General features: G+C 57.5%; 1 protein-coding gene. It reads left to right on the forward strand.

The features are described from left to right. Positions 1-223 precede the first annotated feature (223 nt). Entirely contained in the window at positions 224-22,447 is a 22,224-nt protein-coding gene (locus tag ABD971_RS00630; protein ID WP_345318444.1) for a VCBS domain-containing protein, read from the forward strand. The last annotated feature ends 40 nt before the right edge of the window (positions 22,448-22,487 follow it).

The raw sequence follows: 22,487 nt of genomic DNA on the forward strand, positions 1-22,487 counted from the left end.
TTATCCCATCCAGATCGTCGGAATTATCCGCAAAGTCGACTCAGTCCGGATTCTTTTTCTGATTGTAGAAGTCCAGGACCAGGAGGGCGAAGATAGGTACTAGACCTGGCATTCACCCCCCCCCCCCGACAAACGGGGTGTATTTTCGCACCACATGAAGGAGTCGCGAGGAGGTCGCCACGTCAGCTTGCCCCGACGACGAATCTCAATGGACTGAAAATCGATGAGTCGCGAATTCGACTTTTACCCTCTCGAAGATCGTATCCTGCTTAGCGGCGACGGTCTCGATGGTCTCGGTGGGGCGATGGACATTGATTTCGATCTCGAGGCGGCACTGCTGAGTCAGCTTTCCGATGCCGATGGGGAAGTGGCTGGTGATGGTGCAACCGCAGCCCCACAGCCGCTGACCCACGACCAAGATGTCAGCGATATTGCCACCGACGATGTGGCCGAAGCGGTGGTTCTGGATCCCGCACAACCGATCGAAGTCATCTTCGTCGATGCGGGTGTGGAAGATGCCGAGACGTTGATCGAGGGACTACGGGCCAATACGGACGGGCAAACCCAGTGGTTGGTCATCCGTTTGCAGGCCGAGCAAGACGGGTTGCTACAAATCACCGAGACGCTTCGCAATTTGAGCAGCGTCGATGCGGTTCATTTGCTCAGCCACGGTGACGGCCGGGGCATCCAGCTTGGCAATACGCGATTGGATCTCGATGCGGCCCCCAATTACGCCGGCGAGATCGCGTCGTGGGGCCATGCACTCGATAACGATGCGGACTTGTTGATCTACGGTTGCGATCTGGCGTCGACCGAATCGGGACGCGATCTGATCGACATCCTGGCGGTTGTCTGCGATTGTGACGTCGCGGCAAGTGATGATGTGACCGGGCATGCATCGCGTGGCGGCGACTGGGACCTCGAGTACACAGTCGGCGACGTCGATCTTGCTCATGTGCTCGCACCGCGTGAATGGTTCGGGATGCTTTCGACCGAGACGGCGGAGTCGGGTTCTCCCTCCCAATCCGACTCCGCCGGCATCGCATTAGCGTTTGAAGAAAACGTCGGCCAGAGCGATGACGCCGTCGATTTCCTTTCGCGTGGCGATGGCTACACCGTTTTCTTGACCGACGGAGACGCGGTCCTGAATCTCAACGGGTCGGTGTTCACGATCGACATTGTGTCAAACCAGTCGCCGACAGCCGTCGTAGGTGTCGATGAATTGACGGGTCGCAGCAACTATTTAGTCGGTGCCCAGGACGCTTGGATTCGTGACGTTGCGAACTTTGCCGCGGTCCAGTACGACGACATCTACGATGGAATCGACGTCCGTTACTATGGTCACGGCCAACAACTAGAGTACGACTTTATTGTTGCTGCGGGAGCAAATACCGACCAAATCACGCTGATAATGCAGGGCGCCGAATCGGTTTCCATCAGTGACAGCGGCGAATTGGTGATGGTGTTAGCGGGAAGTGAGCAAATGATTCGCTTCCGTGCTCCCTACAGCTATCAACTATCGAGCAGCGGCGTTCGTGAAGTCGTGGAAAGTCGGTATCAGATTCGCGACGATGGCAGCATTGGTTTTGAATTGGGTGATTACGATCAATCGCGTGAATTGGTGATCGACCCGATCATGGACTACGGCAGCTACCTAGGCGGTCTGAGTGGCGAATCGGCCAATGCAATCCAAGTTGACGCCGATGGCAATGCTTATATCACCGGTGGCACGGTCTCGACTGATTTCCCCACAACCACGGGACCGTTTGGCACCACCGGTGGCGACGACATGTTTGTCACCAAGATGTCGGCGGACGGCAGCACGGTGCTTTACACTACGTACTTGGGCGGGTCCGGCAACGACATTGCCTACGATATCGACATCGATAGCAGTGGAAACGCCTACGTTGTCGGCAAAACAACCTCGTCGGACTTCACCACCACGACCGGTGCGTACGACGAAACGCTCAGTGGTGCGTCGGACGGTTTTGTGCTGAAGCTGGACAGCACCGGGTCGTCGATCCTGTATGGCAGCTACATTGGATCCAACCTGTCCAATGACTCCGCATACGGCGTCGCTGTGAATGCTGCGGGGCAAGCGTATGTGACAGGCGTGGCGACCGGTTCGATTGCATCGCTGACATCGGCGGGATCGTACCAATCGACGTTTGGCGGCGGACGGGACGCGTTCTTGGCCGTTTTCAGTATCGATGGTTCGAGCATCGATTACGGCAGCTACTTTGGTGGTTCAGGCGCCGAAGAGGCGACGGACATTGCGATTGACGATTCCGGTGCCGCCTACATCACCGGAGTCACCAACAGCAGCGACATGCCGGTGACAGGCAATGCGTTTCAAAGCACGAATGGCGGCGGACAAGACGTCTTTATCGCCAAGATCAATCCGCTTGGGGGCGGCGTCAGCGACTTGACCTACAGCAGCTACCTTGGTGGCAGCATGGCGGAACAAGCGTCCGCGATCGCGTTGGATTCTAGCGGCCGAGCCTACGTCGTTGGGTTGACGATCTCGTCCGACTTTGATGTCACCGCCGGCGCCTATGACACGTCGATTTCAGGTGGAAACGACGATGCGTTTCTGTCGGTGTTTGACACCACCCTCAGTGGCGCCGCATCGCTGGCGTATTCAACGTCACTTGGCGGAACGGCAACGGACGAGGCGGCCGGGGTTGCCGTCGATTCCTCCGGAGTGGCGTGGATTGTTGGAACGACCTATTCGACGACGTTTCCAACGACTGCCGATGCGCATGACACCAGCAAGGGAGGCACGACCGACGCCTTCATCACTGCGATCAACCCGCTCGGCGGCGGAGCATCGGATTTGGTTTACTCGACCTTCTTGGGCGGAAGTGCCAATGAATTCGGCTACGCCATCGCGCTTGATGCGGCAGATAACATCTACGTTGCCGGCCAGACTCAGTCGTCGGATTTCGACGCGACATCGGGTGCCTATGACGAGTCCATGGGTGGCGCAAGTGACGCGTTTGTTGCCAAGTTCTCGCAAACGCCGGACGCCTACCTGTGGCTCAACACCGAAAACGATGTCACCGGATCAGGCGTTGCGGGACTCGATTCGTGGACTGGCGGTACCGTTTTGCAACTGGGCGATCCCAACCTCGGTTTCAGCTCATCCACCAGCGGCACATTGACTTCGGTGTTCAACATTGACGATCTTGTTGACGACGGGGATGCACGGCTGAGCGGCATCCATTACGTCGGACGTGATCTGTTGGTGGGCAGCAACAATATTCAGCTGTATGCCGGCGATGTGCTGTTTTCAACCGTGACCGATGAATGGATTAACGGCGGCAGCGAACAGATTTTCGCCCACGACATTCTGTTGTTTCGCCCGGTGACCGTCGGGAATTATGCCACCGGGACGCTGTCGTTATTGTTCGATGGTTCGGACGTGATTGGCAACCTTGACGTCAACGCGTTTACGTTGGTCGAAGAAACGACCACGGTGGGCACCACCACGCCGATGACTCTGAATGCGGGCGATTTTCTGATTTCGCATGCAGGATTTACAAATCGAGTCTACCGCTATGAACCGGGAACGTTGGGGGCAACGAGCTCGGGAACGACGTCGATTTTTCTTGATGGTACCGACTTTGGCGTCGATACCGGTTTCCGCGGAATCGATCTAGTCGAACGCAGCGTCAAGGTTGGCGACACGACGCTGACCAGTGGCCAGTTGCTGGCGACACTGCACTCCGATGACAATGCGATCGGAGGCATCGCAACCACTCGCGACGACATCTTCCTGATCGATGTGACCGCGACGGGTGCGACCACCGCGGCGACGGCGTCGGTGTTCTTTCAAGGCGACGACATTGGTCTGAATACTGCCACATGGCAAGAGCAACCATGGGGCTTGTCGTTGGCCAGCACGACGGCGGTCAGCACGATCACGGTCGACGCCGCCACGACAGGTGACGGGGGATTGAGTATCAATGACGATGGCGGCGACGACGTCTACTTAGTCGCCGATGACGGGGGTGCCATTATCGGGGGACGTACTTCGATCACGATCGAGGTCCAGTATTCATCGACCGATTCCAACGGGGCACAACCGCTGTTTGCCTACGCATCGCCGTCAACCGACAACGAATTGTTGCTGTACATCGACGGTGCGGGCAATCTTGGCCTTTATCTCAACGGTGCACTCGCCACATCCACTGCGATCGATTATCGGACACTGTCCAATGGTGATATGCAATCGCTCGCGATGACGTGGGACAACGCCGCAGGCAATTGGCAAGTGTTTGTCAACGGCATCTTGATCGATCGCGGCTCGGGGCTGAACACCGGTCAAACGTTTGACGCAGGCGGAACGTTACAGTTTGGACAGGAACAAGACGGCAATGGAACGAATTTTGACACAAGCCAGACGTTTCACGGCACGTTCTACAATGTTCGCGTTTTCGATGACGTTCGTACGGGCGCCGAGATTGCTGCCACGTACAAATCGAGTTTGCCGCACGACGAAAGTGGCTTGTTGGCCCAGTGGGATTTTGACCGCTTATCCGCCAATGGCGTGATCACCGAATCGGTCAGCGGCAACAATTTGACGGTTAATCACACCGCCGAGAGTGGTTTCACGACAAGCACGCCGAAGTTGACGTTTTTGCTTGATGAACACGCCGATACGGGCACCGTTGTCGGCAGCGTGTTTGCTACCAATGCCGAGCGGGATGCGAAGATCGCGTCATTGTTGGCCGCCGATCCTGATCTGGTTTACAGTGCCGAAACGGGCAAGTTTTATAAGACGATCAGTACGGCACAGACATGGGTAAATTCGCAATCCGCCGCCATCGCCTCGTCACTGAGTGGTGTCTCGGGTGAATTGGTCACGATTCGATCGGCCGCTGAAAACGAGTTGATCACGGAATTCCGCAATACTGCCGGTGCGGATCTTTGGATCGGAGCTTCCGATCAAACGATCGAAGGGTTATGGCAGTGGCAAAGCGGAGCATCCGACAATGACCTCTTTTGGTTGGGCGGGTCAACGGGCAGCCGCCAAAACGGTGCCTATACAAACTGGATTGCCAACGAACCCAATGCGACTACGGCCGACGACGATTTTGCTCGGATTAACAGTACCGGTGAATGGGGCGACCGCGACAGCACGTACAGCTATGGTTATGTGGTCCAGTGGGACGCCGACGACGTGCTGGATCAAACCAGTGAGCTGACCTACTCGATTGCGGCGCAGTCGATCGACGGCACCTTCGCGATTGATGCCGACAACGGCCAAATCACCGTCAGCGACAGCACGCTGCTCGATACCGAAACCGATGCAACGCACAGCATCACGGTTCGAGTGACGGCGGCTAGCGGCCATAGCTACGACAAAACCTTTGACGTCCAAGTAAGAAACAACAGCGGCGAGGCGGAGCAATCGGTTCCGGGCACGCAATTGTTGGCCGAGGATTACCCGCTGACGTTCAGTGCCGGCACCGGCAACGCAATCACGGTTAGCGATGGCGGCCCCAGCAACAACCGCTTGCAGGTCTCGTTGTCGGTCACCGATGGCATACTGACTCTGTCACAAACCACGGGATTGACGATCCTGAGCGGTGCCAATGGAAGCGCCACCATGGTGATCCAAGGCAGCGAGTCGGATTTAAATGCCGCACTAGAAGGGATGGTCTTTCAACCGGACGCCCAATTTAGCGGTGCGGTCGATCTACAGATGACAACATCGTTGATCGCCGACTTGGCAGGTCACTACAACTTCGATGATGGCGATGCTCGCGACGACAGTGCCGGAACGTCGCATGATGGCGTGATGCAAGCGGACGCGACCACGGTGGTTGATCCCGATCGTGGCACCGTGCTCAGCCTCGATGGCACCGGCGATGGCGTCGACATCGTCGGCACGATGGGCAGCTCGCCGAACGCTACGCTGGCGGCGTGGGTCAACTTGGATGTCAAAGGATCGCAGGGATCCGAGGTGATCAGCGTCGCGGATTCGTTGGTGTTGCGGCTCGACGAGAACAGCAATGGGGTTTCGGGCGTCTACTATGACGGCAGTTCATGGGTCTCGATTGGATCGGGCCGCTTCATTGCAGGTACAGGTTGGCATCATGTCGCATTTTCGTTTGACGACACCAACAATGTGCAAACGCTGTACATCGATGGCCAGCGAGTCGCGATGACTCAGTCGACGGCCAGCATCGTCTATGATGATTTCAGCAAAACGACAATCGGACATCATGCTAACGGCTCGGCAATCTATGATTTTGACGGATTAATTGACGACGCTCGCATTTACAACCGAGCACTCTCTGCGGATGAAATCGCTAACCTGGCGTCCGATAACGCACGAGCGGTGGATTCAATCACGATTGACGTGGTCCCTCTTAACGACGCGCCGGTGTTCGGCAGCGACGGCGATGGCAGTACGACGCTACCGATTCCGGGAAGTCTGTTCGATCTCGGATTCAGTAGCGTGGTCCAAACCGATGGCAAGATCGTGATGGTCGGGTCGTCGTACTTTGCGGACAACGACATCACCGTGGTCCGATTCCACACCAATGGTGAACTCGACTTGACGTTCGGCGGAGGCGACGGCATCGCGACGCTTGATGCAGGCGGCAGTGAACTTGCCGTCGATGTCGCACTGCAATCTGACGGAAAAATTGTGGTTTTCGGCTCTTCCGACAATGACCTGCTCGTTGCTCGCTTTACCGTTGCCGGAGTGCTTGACGCCACGTTCGATAGCGATGGCTACGCAATCACGGACGTCAATGGAATCGACTCGGCGTCAGAGATCGCCATCCAAAGCGATGGCAAGATCGTGGTCGCCGGGAACACCGATGCAGGCGGCAACAATTTTTCGGTGGTGCGTTACAACACCGACGGATCGCTGGACACAACCTTCAGCGGCGATGGAAAAGTCGAAATTGATTTCGGGGCTAGCTCGGACGATGTTGCCAATTCAGTCCTGATTCAAAGCGATGGAAAAATCGTTGTCGCCGGCAAAAGCAACAACCAGTTTGCGTTAGCACGTTTGACGAGCAGCGGTCTGATGGACACCAGCTTTGATTCGGACGGACTGTTAACGACCGACTTTGGTGTAGGTGACGAGACCGTCAGCGGATTGGCTCAACAATCCGACGGCAAGATCATTGCGGTAGGAACCGCAAATCTCGATTTCGCACTTGCTCGCTATAACACCGACGGGTCGCTCGACAACACGTTTGACGTTGATGGGCTACAAACTTCGGACTTGGGTGCCACCGAACGAGCATATAGCGTCGCGTTAACCGCGACGGGAAAAATCGTGGTATCGGGCGTGACCGACCTGATGGGCAGCAACGATGTGATGCTGCAGCGATACAACGCCGACGGCAGCCTGGACACCAGCTTTAATACCGTGGGCACCGTCATTACGGTGGTCGACGCCACGCAAGAGTACGCATACAACGTGCAAGTGCTCTCCAATGGATCGATTTCCGTTGCCGGAAACATGCAAAACACTGGTTTCTTACTGAACCAGTACAACGAGGATGGCAGCCTCGACACGAATTTTGCCCCCACCGCCAATCTAGTCGACGCGAACCCGACCTATGTCGAAGGTTCCGCCCCGATTGTCCTGGACAGCAGCGTCAGTGTTTTTGATCAAGAACTCAGTGATCAAAATAATTTCAGCGGGTCCACGATCGCTCTGCTTCGCCGCGTTGGGGTCAACGGCGAGGATGTGTTTGGATTTAGCGATGGCAATGGGCTGAGTGTTTCTGCCGGATCGTTGTACAAAAACGGTCAAGTCATCGCGACGTTCAATATCACGACGCCGGGTTTAGTCGTGGTCACGTTTACGGATGCCAATGGCGAAACGCCCACGCAAACCGATGTTAACAACGTTTATCGGCAAATGACCTATGCCAACAGCAGTGACACGCCGCCAGCCTCGGTCGAGTTACTTTGGTACTTCGTCGATGGAAACGCGGGGGGACAAGGCTTCGGTTCAAGCTTCTTCGTTACCGACGTGATGACCGTCAACATCACCGCCACCAACGATGATCCGACAAACGCGGGCAGTCTGCCAAGTGACATCACGGTGACCGAAGGAGTCAGCAGCAATGTGGATCTGTCTCAGATCGACCTGAGCGATGCCGATCATGGCGGCGGCGATCTCACCTTAACATTGACGACATCCACTGGCGGAAACTTATCAGCTAGCAGCGGTGGCGGAGTCACGATCGGTGGCAGTGGCACGGGCACATTGAGCTTGACCGGAACGCTGGCCGATTTGAACACCTACCTCGATACCGCCAGCAACATCGAGTATCTGCACTCGACACCTGATCAAGCGGGCGATAATGCCGACACGATTACGGTGGTCGTCAACGACAACGGCAATACCGGCACCGGAGGTGGCAGCGACGTCAATCTCGGCAGTGTCAACGTCGACATCACCAACGTCAACGACGCTCCGGTCATCACCAGCGATGGTGGCGGCGACACCGCTAACATCAATGTCGACGAGAATACGACCGCGGTCACCATTGTCACCGCCACCGATGCCGACTTGCCTTCGCAAACGCTGACCTACAGCATCTTCGGCGGTGCCGACGCTGCGAAATTCAACATCAACAGCGCCGATGGCACGTTGATCTTTGTCGCCGCTCCCGACTTTGAATCGCCCGCGGACGTGGGCGGCGACAATGTCTATGACGTGATCGTGCGAGTCAGCGATGGCACGCTTACTGATGATCAAGCGATCGCGGTAACGGTCGTGGACGTCTCGAACGTTTTGGTCGTCACCACCGCGACCGACAACAACGACAGCGGCATCCTGGTTGGCGCCAGCTATGACATTGAATGGCTGAACGCAAACAAGGGAACCGATGGCGAGATCAGTCTTCGTGAAGCGATCATCGCTGCGAATAACACCGCGGGCATGGACACGGTCAGCTTCAATATCGCAGGTGCGGGGGTGCACACGATCGGGCTTTTGAGTGTGCTGCCGAGTATCACCGAAGCGATCACGATCGATGGATATACGCAATCGGGATCGAGCATCAACACAGCGACCAACGGCAGCAACGCGGTACTGCAAATCGAGCTCGACGGAACTAATACCGGGGCGGGAGCAAGCGGACTGAAGTTGATCGCGGGTTCCGATGGCAGTACGATTCGTGGCTTGGCGATCAATCGTTTTAGCGGCAGCGGCGTCGAGATCAACAACAGCGACAACAATACCATCGTCGGTAACTTTCTCGGCACGAGCGTCGACGGAACGAGCGGCCAGAGTAATGTCTATGGCGTCAACGTGACCAACGGCGCGAACAACAATACGATCGGTGGCTCGGCGGCGGGCGACCGCAACGTGATCTCCGGCAACACCACCGCTGGTGTGTTCATCAGCAGTTCGGACAACATCGTCGCGGGCAACGTGGTCGGTTTGAATGCGGCCGGTACCGCCGCGATCGCCAATACTCGCGGCGTTTATCTTCTGAATGCCGCCAATACCCTGATCGGCGGAACGACCGCCGGTGCGGGAAATGTGATCTCGGGCAACAGCATTGATGGGGTATTAGTGACCGGTGCGACGTCGGCTGGGACGCGGATCGAAGGCAACTATATCGGCACGAACGCCGCTGGCGACGCTGGAATTGCCAACTTGATCAAGGGCGTCGGGCTGACCACCAATGCTACCGGAGTCACGGTCGGAGGCAGCGCCGCGGGTGCCGGCAACGTGATCTCGGGTAACTCGAACACGGGCGTTTACATCGCGAGCGGCGGCAATCTGGTCACAGGTAACTTTGTCGGACTCAATGCGGCGGGCACCGCGGCGGTCGCCAACGGCACCGGCGTTTACATCTACCACGCGGCCAACAACACGATCGGCGGCACGAGCGCGAGCGAACGCAATGTGATTTCGGGTAACACATCCAACGGCGTCTACATTAGCGGATCCGGATCGACGGGAAATATCGTCCAAGGCAACTACATCGGGACCAACGCAGCGGGCGATGCTGCGGTCGCAAACACGGCGACCGGCGTCAGCATCGCCGCCAGTGCAACCAACAATACAATTGGCGGTTCCGTTACTGGCACAGGCAACGTGATTTCTGGGAATTCGACTTATGGTGTGTACGTCAATGCATCCAACAACACCGTCGCCGGAAACACGATCGGTTTGAACGCCGCGGGCACTGCCGCGATCGCCAACAACTACGGCATTCATCTTCTGAACGCCGCCAACAACGTGATCGGCGGCACGACAACGGAAGCACGCAATGTGATCTCCGGAAACACAGTCGATGGAGTCTATATCAGTGGCGCTACGTCGACGGGCAATTCGATCCAAGGCAATTTCATTGGTACCAACGCCGCAGGAACCTCTGCGATTAGCAACGGCCGCTTTGGCATCAGCCTGATCAACAACGCCTCAGCAAACACGATTGGGGGTGCAGTCAGTGGCGCTGGAAACGTGATCTCAGGCAACGTCAGTTCGGGCGTCTATGTCAGTGCATCCAACAACACGCTAGTCGGCAACACCGTCGGCTTGAATGCGACGGGAACCGCAGCGATCGCCAACTACTCGGGCATCTACATCAACAATGTCTCGGGCACGACGATCGGTGGCACGACGGCACTGGCCCGCAACGTTATCTCCGGCAACACCAGCGACGGTGTTTTCATCACTGGCGCCTCGGCGACCGGGAACGTCGTGCAAGGCAACTACATCGGAACAAACACCGCTGGCACGAGCGGCATTGCAAATATTAACGCAGGGATCAACATCCAGTCCAATGCGAGTGGCAACACGATCGGCGGTGCAGTGGCCGGTGCTGGCAACGTGATTTCTGGAAATCAGAGCATGGGGGTCTACGTTGCTGCGCCCAACAATACGCTGAGTGGAAATATCGTTGGACTTAATGCTGCTGGTGATGCGAAGGTTGCCAACGCCGGATTTGGAATTTATGTCACCAGTGCCGGTGTTGGCACGTCGATCGGCGGAACCACCTCGCTACAGCGTAATGTCGTCTCGGGTAACGGCGCGGACGGAATTGTCGTCGACGGCGGTGGATCAAGCTCCGCGATGAACGTCATGATCCAAGGCAATTACGTCGGCACCAATCTCGCGGGAACATCGGGGCTGAGTAATTCGCGTCACGGCGTCTATTTCTATAACGCTGCCGCAACCAACACGCTGGGCGGTACCGTCAGCGGTGCTGGCAATGTGATCTCGGGCAATGCGAGCTACGGTGTGCTTGTCGAAGGTACAAGCAACCTCGTTGCCGGAAACACCATCGGACTCGATGCCGCCGGAACCGCAGCGATCGCCAACAGCACAGGCGTCTACATCAACAATGTCGGCAGCACCACGATCGGCGGCACGACGGCACTGGCCCGCAACGTCATTTCCGGCAACACCAATGACGGTATTTATATCACTGGCGTCTCGGCGACCGGGAACCTGGTTCAAGGCAATTACATCGGCACTAACGCAGCGGGAACCGCGGCGGTGGGTAACGGTAACGCGGGGATCAACATCACTTCCAGCGCGGCTGGCAATACGATCGGCGGAACGGACGCGGGTGCAGGTAACCTGATCTCAGGGAACGCAAATTACGGCGTCTACACCGCTGCGAGTAACACGACGATTCAAGGGAATTTCATCGGCACCGATGCGTCTGGCACAGGTGCGATCGCTAACGGTGCTGACAATTCCGCGACGGGTGGTATTTATATCGCCGGTGGTTCGGGTAGCACGATCGGCGGAACGAGCACGTCAGCTCGCAATGTGATCTCAGGCAATGGCGGTGCCGGAATTTGGATCAACGCAGGTGGCGACACCACGACGATCCAAGGCAATTACATCGGTGTGGATGTGACGGGTGACACCGCACTTGGAAATGGCCGCTGGGGAGTGGTGAACCAATCGGGCGACAATGTTCAAATCGGCGGAATTGCGGCGGGCGCCGGGAATGTGATCTCGGGAAGCACCAATTCATCTGGCGGCGTGTTCATCGGTCCGACCGCAGATGGAACCGTCATCGAAGGTAATCGCATCGGGATCGGTGGGACGACCACTTCCGCGCTCAGCTCCGTTCAAGTCGTTGGTATCTGGCTCGCAAGTGGCTCATCGAATACACGGATCGGCGGCACCACCGCCCCCGCCGGAAACATCATCGCTGGAAACGGCGTCTCGGGTGGCATCAAAGTCGTGGGAACTTCCACCGGCAACACGATCCAGCGGAACAGCATTTATGGCAACTTGGGAATCGGCATCGATCTGAACGACGACGGCACGACGACCAATGATGGTGCGAAGACGGGCGGCGCGGCCAACTTGCTGATGGATTCTCCGGTGGTCGGCATCGCCAACCTTGTCAGCAACGATCTGTTGTTGACTGGCTACGTCGGTTCTGCCGCGAACCAGGCCACATTCGCCAACTCACGCGTTGAGTTTTTCATCAGCGATGAAAGTTCAGCTTACGGCAGCGGACAGACATACCTGGGCTTCTTGACCACCGATGCCAGCGGCAACTTCAGTGGCACGCTAGACGTAACCGGCTTCTCTCTGACCCAGAGCTCCAGCATCACTGCGACCGCCACCGATAGCTCCGGCAATACGTCCGAGTTCGGAGTCAATTTCGCCGTCAACGTTGCTCCCACTGCGGTCACGGATAACCTCACAGCGGTCGAAGCAGGTGGCGTTGGTAACGCTACCGCAGGGACAAATCCGACCGGCAATGTGCTGAGCAATGATACCGATCCCGACAGCGGCGATACACAAACCGTCATCGGAGTCGCAGCGGGAACCGTTGGCAGCGCATCGGGCAATGTGGGCAGCAATGTCACCGGATCGTTTGGCACGCTACAAATCGATTCCAACGGGGCGTACGTCTACACGGTCGACAACAGCAACGCGGCCGTGCAAGCGTTGCGAAACAGTGGCGATACTCTGACGGACGTGTTCACGTACACGATGAATGACTCGGGTGGCATGGAAAGCACCACTCAAGTGACGATCACGATCGAGGGTGCCAATGACGCGCCCGAAGCGGCCGATCTAACCAAGACAATCAACGAAGATACTCCGTTGACGCTGGCAGCGGCGGATTTTGGCTTCACAGATGTCGACAGTAGCGACTCCATGATCGCCGTCCGCATCGATGTGTTACCGGCGGCCGGAACACTCAATTTAACGGGCAGTGGACCTGTGACCGCCGCACAGGTCATCACGATCGCCGACATCAACGCTGGCAAGCTGGTTTTCACACCGGCGGCCAACGACAACGGAGCGGGATACGCGTCGATTGCCTTTAGCGTGGCCGACGCGAGCAACACGTTTGACGGCAGCCCCAATACGATCACGATCGACGTGACCGCGGTCAACGATGCGCCAGAGCTCGATAACTCTGAAACGTTCACACTGACCGGTATTACCGAGGACCAGACCAACAACTCGGGTGATACGGTCGCTTCGATTATTGCCAGTCTGTCAGGCAACCGGATCTCCGACGTTGACGCGAGCCCGAGCGAAGGGATTGCAATTCAATCGATCAGCGGTGGCAATGGAACTTGGCAATATTCGCTCGATGGTTCAACTTGGACTGATGTCGGCACCGTCAACACGACCACGTCGTTGCTGCTGCGATCGAGTGATTACTTGCGATATGTCCCTGACGCGATGAACGCCGATACATCATCGCTGTCGTTTGTTGCCTGGGATCAAACCACGGGCACCGAAGGCACCAAGGTCAGCACCGCAACCACCGGCGGGACCACCGCGTTCAGCGACAATGTTGGGTTGGCGGAAGTGACGGTTACCGCCGTCAACGATGCACCGACGATCACCGATTCCGCGACTGTCACTCTATCGGGAACCAACGAGGACACTCCATCCACACCCACCAGCGTCGACTCGATCGTGTCGTCGGCGGGATGGGCTGACGTCGATACGGGCGCAGTCAAGGGGATCGCCGTCACCGGACTTACCGGAAACGGCACTTGGCAATATTCGACCGATGGTTCGAATTGGACGTCGTTTAGCGGGATTTCGGGTAGCACCGCATTGCTGTTAAATGCGTCGACGCAAATTCGTTACCAGCCCGATTCGCTGAACGGCGAAACGGCGACCTTCGACTTTGTTGCTTGGGATACCACCACGGGATCCGCTTCGTCGTTTGGTTCACCGTCGTACGCCGATCCAGACAGCGGAGGCGGCACGACGGCGTATTCGAGCGAAACCGCCACCGCTTCGATCGTGGTCACCGACGTCAACGATGCCGTGGTCGCGGTCGCTGATACCGACACCGCGACCGAAGCAGGCGGTGTGGCCAATGCAACGGCGGGTACCAATCCGTCGGGCAACGTGCTGAGCAACGACGTCGAATATGACACCGGCGATACGCTCAATGTGACTGGCGTCGCGGCGGGCACGGTGGCGTCGGCCGCGGGCAATGTTGGCACCTCGGTGACGGGCACCTATGGCAACATCAGCATTGCCTCCAACGGTGCTTACACGTACACGGTCGACAACAACAATGCGATCGTCCAAGCATTGAGAACGTCCGGTACAACGATCACTGACACCTTTACTTACACGGTCCAGGATTCGGGTGGATCGTTTTCGTCGACTCAAATCGTGATCACGATCGAAGGACAAAATGACGCTCCGGTTGCAGTCACCGACAACGTGGTTGCCATCGAAGCGGGTGGCGATAATAACGCCAGTGCTGGAACGGATCCAACCGGCAACGTTCTGACCAACGATACCGATGTCGACTCGGGTGACACCAAAACCGTCACGGGTGTCGTGGTCGGTACTGCGGGATCGGCCAGCGGCAATGTGGCTTCGGCATTGGCAGGAAGCTACGGCAGCATCACGATCAACGCCAATGGCTCGTACATCTACAACGTCGACAACAACAACGCGGCGGTTCAGGCACTGCGAACTTCGTCCAACACACTGCAGGACGTGTTCACTTACACGATGCAGGACACGGACGGGTCGAGTTCGACCACGCAAGTCACCGTAACGATCCAGGGCCAGAATGACGATCCGGTTGCGGTCGATGACAATGCGGCCGCAGTGGAAGCAGGCGGCACAAGCAATGGGACCGCTGGCATAAATCCAAGCGGCAATGTGCTCAGCAATGATACCGACGTCGATTCGGGCGACACCAAGACCGTCGTCGGAGTTGCCGCAGGATCACAGAGCGTGGCATCCGGGTCGGTCGCGACCGGAGTTAACGGTTCCTACGGTTCAATTCAAATCGCAGGCGACGGCTCGTACACCTACACGGTCGATAACAATAATTCCGCAGTCCAAGCACTGCGAACATCGGGACAATCGCTGTCGGAAGTCTTTACGTACACGATCCAGGACGCCAGCGGTGCGGACTCGACTGCGGAAATCACGGTCACGATCACCGGTGCCAATGATGCCCCCGATGCAGTGGCGAACGCCGCCACGGCAACCGAAGCCAGCGGGATCTTGAATAACATTTCGGGAACCGATCCTTCGGGCAACGTGCTCACCAATGATACCGATGTCGACGCGGGTGATACCAAGACGGTGACCGGCGTGGCAACCGGTGTGCAAGGATCAACGTCGGGCAACGTCGGCAGCACCGTGGTGGGAACCTACGGTTCGTTGGTGATTAATTCCAACGGAACCTACACCTACACACTGGACAATGACAACGCTGCGGTCGAAGCACTTAACGACGGCGATTCGCTTTCGGAAACGTTTTCGTACACGATGCAGGACACCGCTGGGTTGGCGTCGACGACGCAGCTGGTGATCACAATCGATGGTCGCACGGATCAACCGGTCGCCGTGGCGGATATGGATACATCCGAAGAAGCGGGCGGTGTGGGCAATGCCACACCTGGTTCGAATCCATCGGGCAATGTGCTGGACAACGATGTCTCTGGTAACGGTAAAACGATCGTCGGCGTGGCAGCAGGCTCGACGGGATCGGCGAGTGGTAACGTGGGCACCACGGTGACGGGGACTTACGGAACCGTGGTGATCAATTCGGACGGTACTTACACCTACACGCTGGACAATAGCAAACCTGCGGTCGAAGCGTTACTGAACTCCGGCGATCACGTCACCGATATTTTTACTTACACGATGGAGGACACGTTCTCGAACATGTCCTCGACCGAATTGACGATCACGGTTGATGGTCAGAATGATGCTCCTGAGTCAGTCAACGACACCTCGATCGCCGTCGAGTCGGGTGGCGTTGCCAACGGCACCGCGGGCAGCAGCGCCACCGGCAACGTGCTCAGCAACGACACCGACGTCGACTCGGACGATACAAAATCGGTGATCGGGGTCCAGCTCGGCACTGTCGGATCCGCATCCGGATCCGTCGGTGCGTCGGTCACTGGCAACTACGGCCAAATTGTGATCAACAGCGATGGCAGCTACACCTACACGATCGATCAGAATAACGCGGCGGTCCAGGCTTTGCGGACCGCGAGCGACACGCTGCAAGAAATTTACACCTATACGATGCACGACACCGCAGGTTTGGAATCCACGGCGCAAGTCACCGTTACCATCCAAGGCGCCAACGATGCTCCCGTTGCAGTGGTGGATACGGCAATCGCGTATGAAGCGGGTGGTGCGGGCAATGGCTCGGCCGGCGCCGATCCGAGCGGTAACGTTCTAACGAACGATACCGACGTCGACAGCGGCGATACCAAAACCGTAGTGGGCGTGGCTGCAGGAGTGCAAGGGTCCGCCTCGGGATCGGTCGGATCGACTGTCACCGGATCGTATGGCTCAATCACCCTGAATTCGGACGGCAGCTACACGTACAACGTGGACAATGACAACGCTGCGGTCCAGAACCTGCGCACCAGTGGTGAAAGTCTGAATGATGTTTTCACTTATACATTCGAAGATACCGATGGGCTGAGTTCGACGACTCAAATCACCGTCTCGGTTCGTGGTGCGAACGATAATCCCGACGTGGTTGCCGATACGGCGATCGCGGTCGAAGCAGGTGGTACCGCAAACGGCACCGCAGGGACGAATCCGACCGGCAATGTGCTCGCTAACGATAGCGATAACGATGCCGGAGACACGATCGTCGTCAGCGGTGTGACCGCAGGCACCGCCGGATCGGCGACCGGATCAGTCGGTTCGAGTGTCGCCGGTTTGTTCGGTTCGATCAACATCGCTTCGAACGGCAGCTACAGCTACACCGTCGATAACAGCAACCCGACCGTCCAAGACCTGCTCAACAGCGGCGACACGCTGACCGATATTTTCACCTACACGGTCGAGGATCTCTCCGGTGCGACGTCGACCACTCAGGTCACGATCACGATCCAAGGTGCCAACGACGCTCCGGTTGCGACGGTCGACAGCGCCCATGCCTACGAAGCGGGAGGCATCGCCAATGGGACGGCCGGTACTGATCCTTCCGGTAACGTGCTGACGAACGATGACCAAGTCGACGCGGGCGACACATGGTCGATCACGGGCGTGGCACAAGGAGTCGTGGGATCGACCAGCGGGTCGGTCGGTTCATCGATCACCGGGAACTTTGGCGCGATCACGATCAATTCGGACGGCAGCTACACCTACAACATCGATAATGACAACGCGACCGTTCAGGCACTGCGAACCGCCAGCGATACGATCACCGATGTATTTTCGTACACGGTTTCGGACGCCGAGGGTCTGAATTCAACTGCTCAAATTACGATTACGCTGCATGGAGCAAACGATGATCCGATTGCTGTCGTTGACACCCCCATTGCGGTTTCGGCCGGTGGCTATTCAGGCGGCACCGCGGGGACCGATCCAACCGGTAATGTCTTGACCAACGATACCGATGTCGACTCGGGCGATACCAAAACCGTCGACGGCGTGGCTGCCGGAGTGCAAGCATCCGCGAGCGGCTCGGTCGGATCGTCTGTCACGGGAAGCTATGGTTCGATCACCATCGCTGCCAATGGCGTCTACACCTACACGCTCGATAACAACAACGCGGCGGTTCAGGCACTACGGACCAGCAGTGATACGCTAACCGACGTCTTCACCTACACGATGATCGACGCCAGCGGGTCAGCGTCGACCACGCAGGTATCGGTCACGATCCAAGGGGCCAACGATGCACCGGTCGGAGTCGATGACACCGCCACAGCAGTGGAATCCGGTGGTGTGGCGAACGCAACTGCAGGCACCAATCCGACCGGCAACGTGCTGACCAATGACACCGACCTGGATTCGGGCGACACGAAGTCGGTCAGCGGCGTCGCGGCCGGTTCGCAAGTCAGTGCATCGGGATCGGTGGCTACTGGAGTGTCGGGAACGTACGGCCAGATCACCATTAATTCCAACGGATCGTACAGCTACGTCGTCGACAATAACAACGCTGCCGTTCAGGCACTGCGAACCTCGGGCGACACGTTGACCGATGTGTTCACTTACACGATGGTGGACACAGCGGGACTCGACAGCACCGCTGAAATCACGGTCACGATCCAAGGCAGCAACGATAACCCGGTAGCGACCGCCGACACTCCGACCGCGGTCGAAGCAGGTGGACTTGCCAACGGCACCGCTGGCACCGATCCAACTGGCAATGTGCTCAGCAATGATACCGACGTGGACGCGGGAGACACAAAAAACGTGGCAGGCGTGGCTGCGGGCGTCCAGGCATCCGCGTCGGGCAGTGTCGGTTCGTCGGTGGCTGGATCGTATGGATCGGTGACCATCAACTCGGACGGTTCGTATACCTACGTCGTCGACAATAGCAATGCCGCCGTCCAGGCCTTGCGAACCGCCAGTGATACGCTGCAAGACGTCTTCACTTACACCGTGGTGGATGCATCGGGCGCGGATGCAACCACGCAAGTCACCATCACGATCCAGGGCCAAAACGACACGCCGACGGCCATCGTCGATAACGCAGTTGCGGTCGAAGCGGGTGGCACCGCTAATGGTACCGCAGGTACAAATCCTACCGGCAATGTGTTAACGAACGACACCGATTTCGACTCGGTTGGCAACGGCGAAACCAAATCGGTCAGTGGTGTTGCGGCTGGGGTGACTGGATCCGCGTCGGGATCGGTCGCATCCTCGGTCACTGGCACGTATGGTGCGATCACGATCAATTCCGACGGTTCGTATTCCTACGTGGTCGACAATTCGAACACCGACGTTCAAGCACTTCGCAACAGCGGCGATACGCTGGACGATGTCTTTACTTACACGATGACCGATGCGGCCGGGGCAACCTCGACCACGCAGATCACGGTCACGATTCAAGGCCAGAACGACGCACCGACCGCGCTCGCGGATAATACGATCGCAGTCGAATCGGGTGGTTTGGCCAACGGGTCTGCTGGCACCGATCCAACCGGCAACGTTTTGGCGAACGATCTCGATCCTGATTCCGCTGCCAACGGCGAGACGAAAACGGTAACCGGAGTCGCGGTCGGCGTTGTCGGGTCAGCTTCGGGTTCGGTTGCCGCCTCGGTAACCGGTTCGTACGGTGCGATCACGATCAATTCGGATGGCTCGTACTCCTACGTGGTCGACAATTCGAATGTCGACGTGCAAGCACTTCGCAACAGCGGTCAAACGCTCGACGATGTGTTTACTTACACGATGACCGACGCGGACGGACTAGCCTCGACGACGCAAGTCACAATCACCATCCAAGGCCAAAACGATACTCCGACGGCTGTGGTCGACAACGCCATTGCGGTTGAAGCAGGCGGCACAGCCAACGGCACCGCAGGCACAAATCCAACCGGCAATGTGTTAACGAACGACACCGATGTCGACTCAGTGGGCAACGGCGAAACCAAGTCGGTCAGTGGTGTTGCGGCTGGGGTGACTGGATCCGCCTCGGGATCGGTCGCATCTTCGGTCACTGGCACATATGGTGCGATCACGATCAATTCCGATGGATCGTACAGCTACGTCGTCGACAACAGCAACGCCACCGTCCAGGCACTTCGCAATAGCGGCGATACGCTCGACGACGTGTTTAGTTACACGATGACCGACGCGGCCGGGGCGACCTCGACTACGCAGATCACGGTGACGATTCAAGGCCAGAACGACGCACCGACCGCCGTGGTTGACAACGCCATCGCGGTCGAAGCGGGCGGAATGGCTAATGGCACGGCGGGGACCGATGCAACCGGCAACGTACTCAGCAACGACACCGACATTGACTCAGTCGATAGCCAAACAGTCGATGGCGTTGCCGCTGGCGTGCAAGCATCCGCAAGCGGCTCGGTTGGATCCGCCGTCACGGGAAGCTATGGCTCGATCACGATCGCGGCGAACGGAAACTTCACGTACACGGTCGACAACGACAACGCGACCGTACAAGCACTCCGGACCAGCAGCGACACGTTGACGGATGTTTTCACCTACACGATGATCGACGCCAACGGGGCAGCGTCAACGACCCAGGTTTCGGTCACCATTCAGGGTGCGAACGACGCTCCGACCGCGGGCGATGACACCGCCACCGCTGTCGAAGCGGGGGGAACGGCAAATGCAACCGCAGGAACCAATCCCACGGGGAACGTGCTCAGCAACGATACCGATCTGGACGTGAGCGATACCAAGGCGGTGAGCGGCGTAGCGGCAGGATCACAAGTCACTGCTTCGGGATCGGTTGGCACCAGTGTCAGTGGAGCGTTCGGCGACATCACGATCAACAGTGACGGATCGTACAGCTATGTGGTCGACAATAACAACGCCGCCGTTGAAGCCTTGCGAACTTCGGGTGATACGCTAAGCGATGTGTTCACTTACACGATGCGTGACGCAGCAGGACTCGTCAGCACGGCTGAAATCACGATCACGATCCAAGGCAGCAATGACACTCCCTACGGAATGACGACCACCGATTTGACCATCGACGAGAACCTCGGCGATGGTCAGTGGGTCGGCGCGGTGACCCCACGCGACATCGATACTGGTGACAGTTTCACCTACACGCTTAGCGATGACGCGGGTGGCCGTTTCAGCATCGACTCTGCGGGCAACATTCACGTCTTGGATTCAAGTCGGCTCGACTTTGAAACGGATACTGAACATAACATCGTCGTTCGTGTGATCGACCAAGCGGGCGGGCAGTACGAAGAATCGTTCACGGTTAACTTGAATGATGTCGACGAATTCGATGTCACTGAAGCCAGTGACGTCGACGCGACGGCGAACGTCGTCAGCGAAAACGCGACCACAACGACGCTGGTCGGATTGACGGCTCAGGCGACCGACGCAGATGGAACAACCAACGTCGTTACGCATTCACTTTCTGATGACGCGGGCGGACGTTTCACCATCGATTCCAGCACCGGTGTCGTCACCGTCGCAGGAAGTCTTGACTACGAAACCCAAACCGCTCACACGATCACGGTTCGATCCCAATCGAGTGACGGATCGACCAGCTACACCGATTTCACGATTAACGTGATTGACGAAAACGAGGCTCCGACGGCTCGAGACGATCATTACTCGGTCATTTCAGGGCAAACATTGTCGATCGCGGCTCCTGGGGTACTCGCAAACGACAGCGATAACGAAGGCAATCTGCTGCAACTGCACTTGGTCTCGGGTCCGCAAAACGGCGTATTGACCGAGCGGCTAGACGGAAGTTTCGTTTACGTCCCATCCAGCGGATTCTTTGGAACGGACACTTTTACCTATGTCGCCAACGACGGTTTCTTTGACAGCAACGCGGTTACCGTCACGATCACGGTCACAGCAGGTGGCGGAGGCGGCGGTAACAGCGGAACCGATTCGAACGACGGCGGCAACTCTGGCGTGAAAGACAGCAACGACCCTGGCGATCAGAACGAGAACAGCGATTCGTCGGACGGTGACACCCACGACAACGATGCTGCAACCGAAAATGGCCCCACGTCACCCCTTGGCGGCCCGGCAACGCCGCCACCGGGCAGTGCCGACAACCCCACCAACGAGAACCTCGATCCGTCCACAGAGAAAAACGCTACCCACTCGCTGCACACTCCGGCTGCGGCCGATCAGCTTGGAATGCACGCGAATGTAACGGGACAACAAAATGAGCTGCGAGGACCGGAGTTTACATTTGGAGGGTCAACGCAAATGCAAACGCGTCATCGAGTTAGCACCGAGATTCAAATGCTCGAACAATTACTGGTGGTCGACCTGACGCATGCCATTAGTTGGGAACAGTGGAACGAGGGGCAACTCACCAAAAGTGATTCGACCTTCTTTGGCATTGAACAAGTCGGCGCGATCGGAGCGGGGACAGGCATTGCCACCGTCGGGTACGTGCTCTGGGCACTTCGCGGTGGCGTGTTGCTAACCACCATATTTGGAAGCATGCCAGCGTGGCGGATGATCGACCCCACCGAACTGCTAAACGCCCACCGGATTGCAGATCCCAAGAAAAAAACAGGCATCGATTCATTCCTCGATTAACACACGCGAAAGCGTTCTGCGTAGCACACCATTAGTACAA

Source organism: Novipirellula rosea (assembly GCF_039541335.1).
GTDB classification, from domain to species: Bacteria; Planctomycetota; Planctomycetia; order Pirellulales; family Pirellulaceae; genus Novipirellula; species Novipirellula rosea.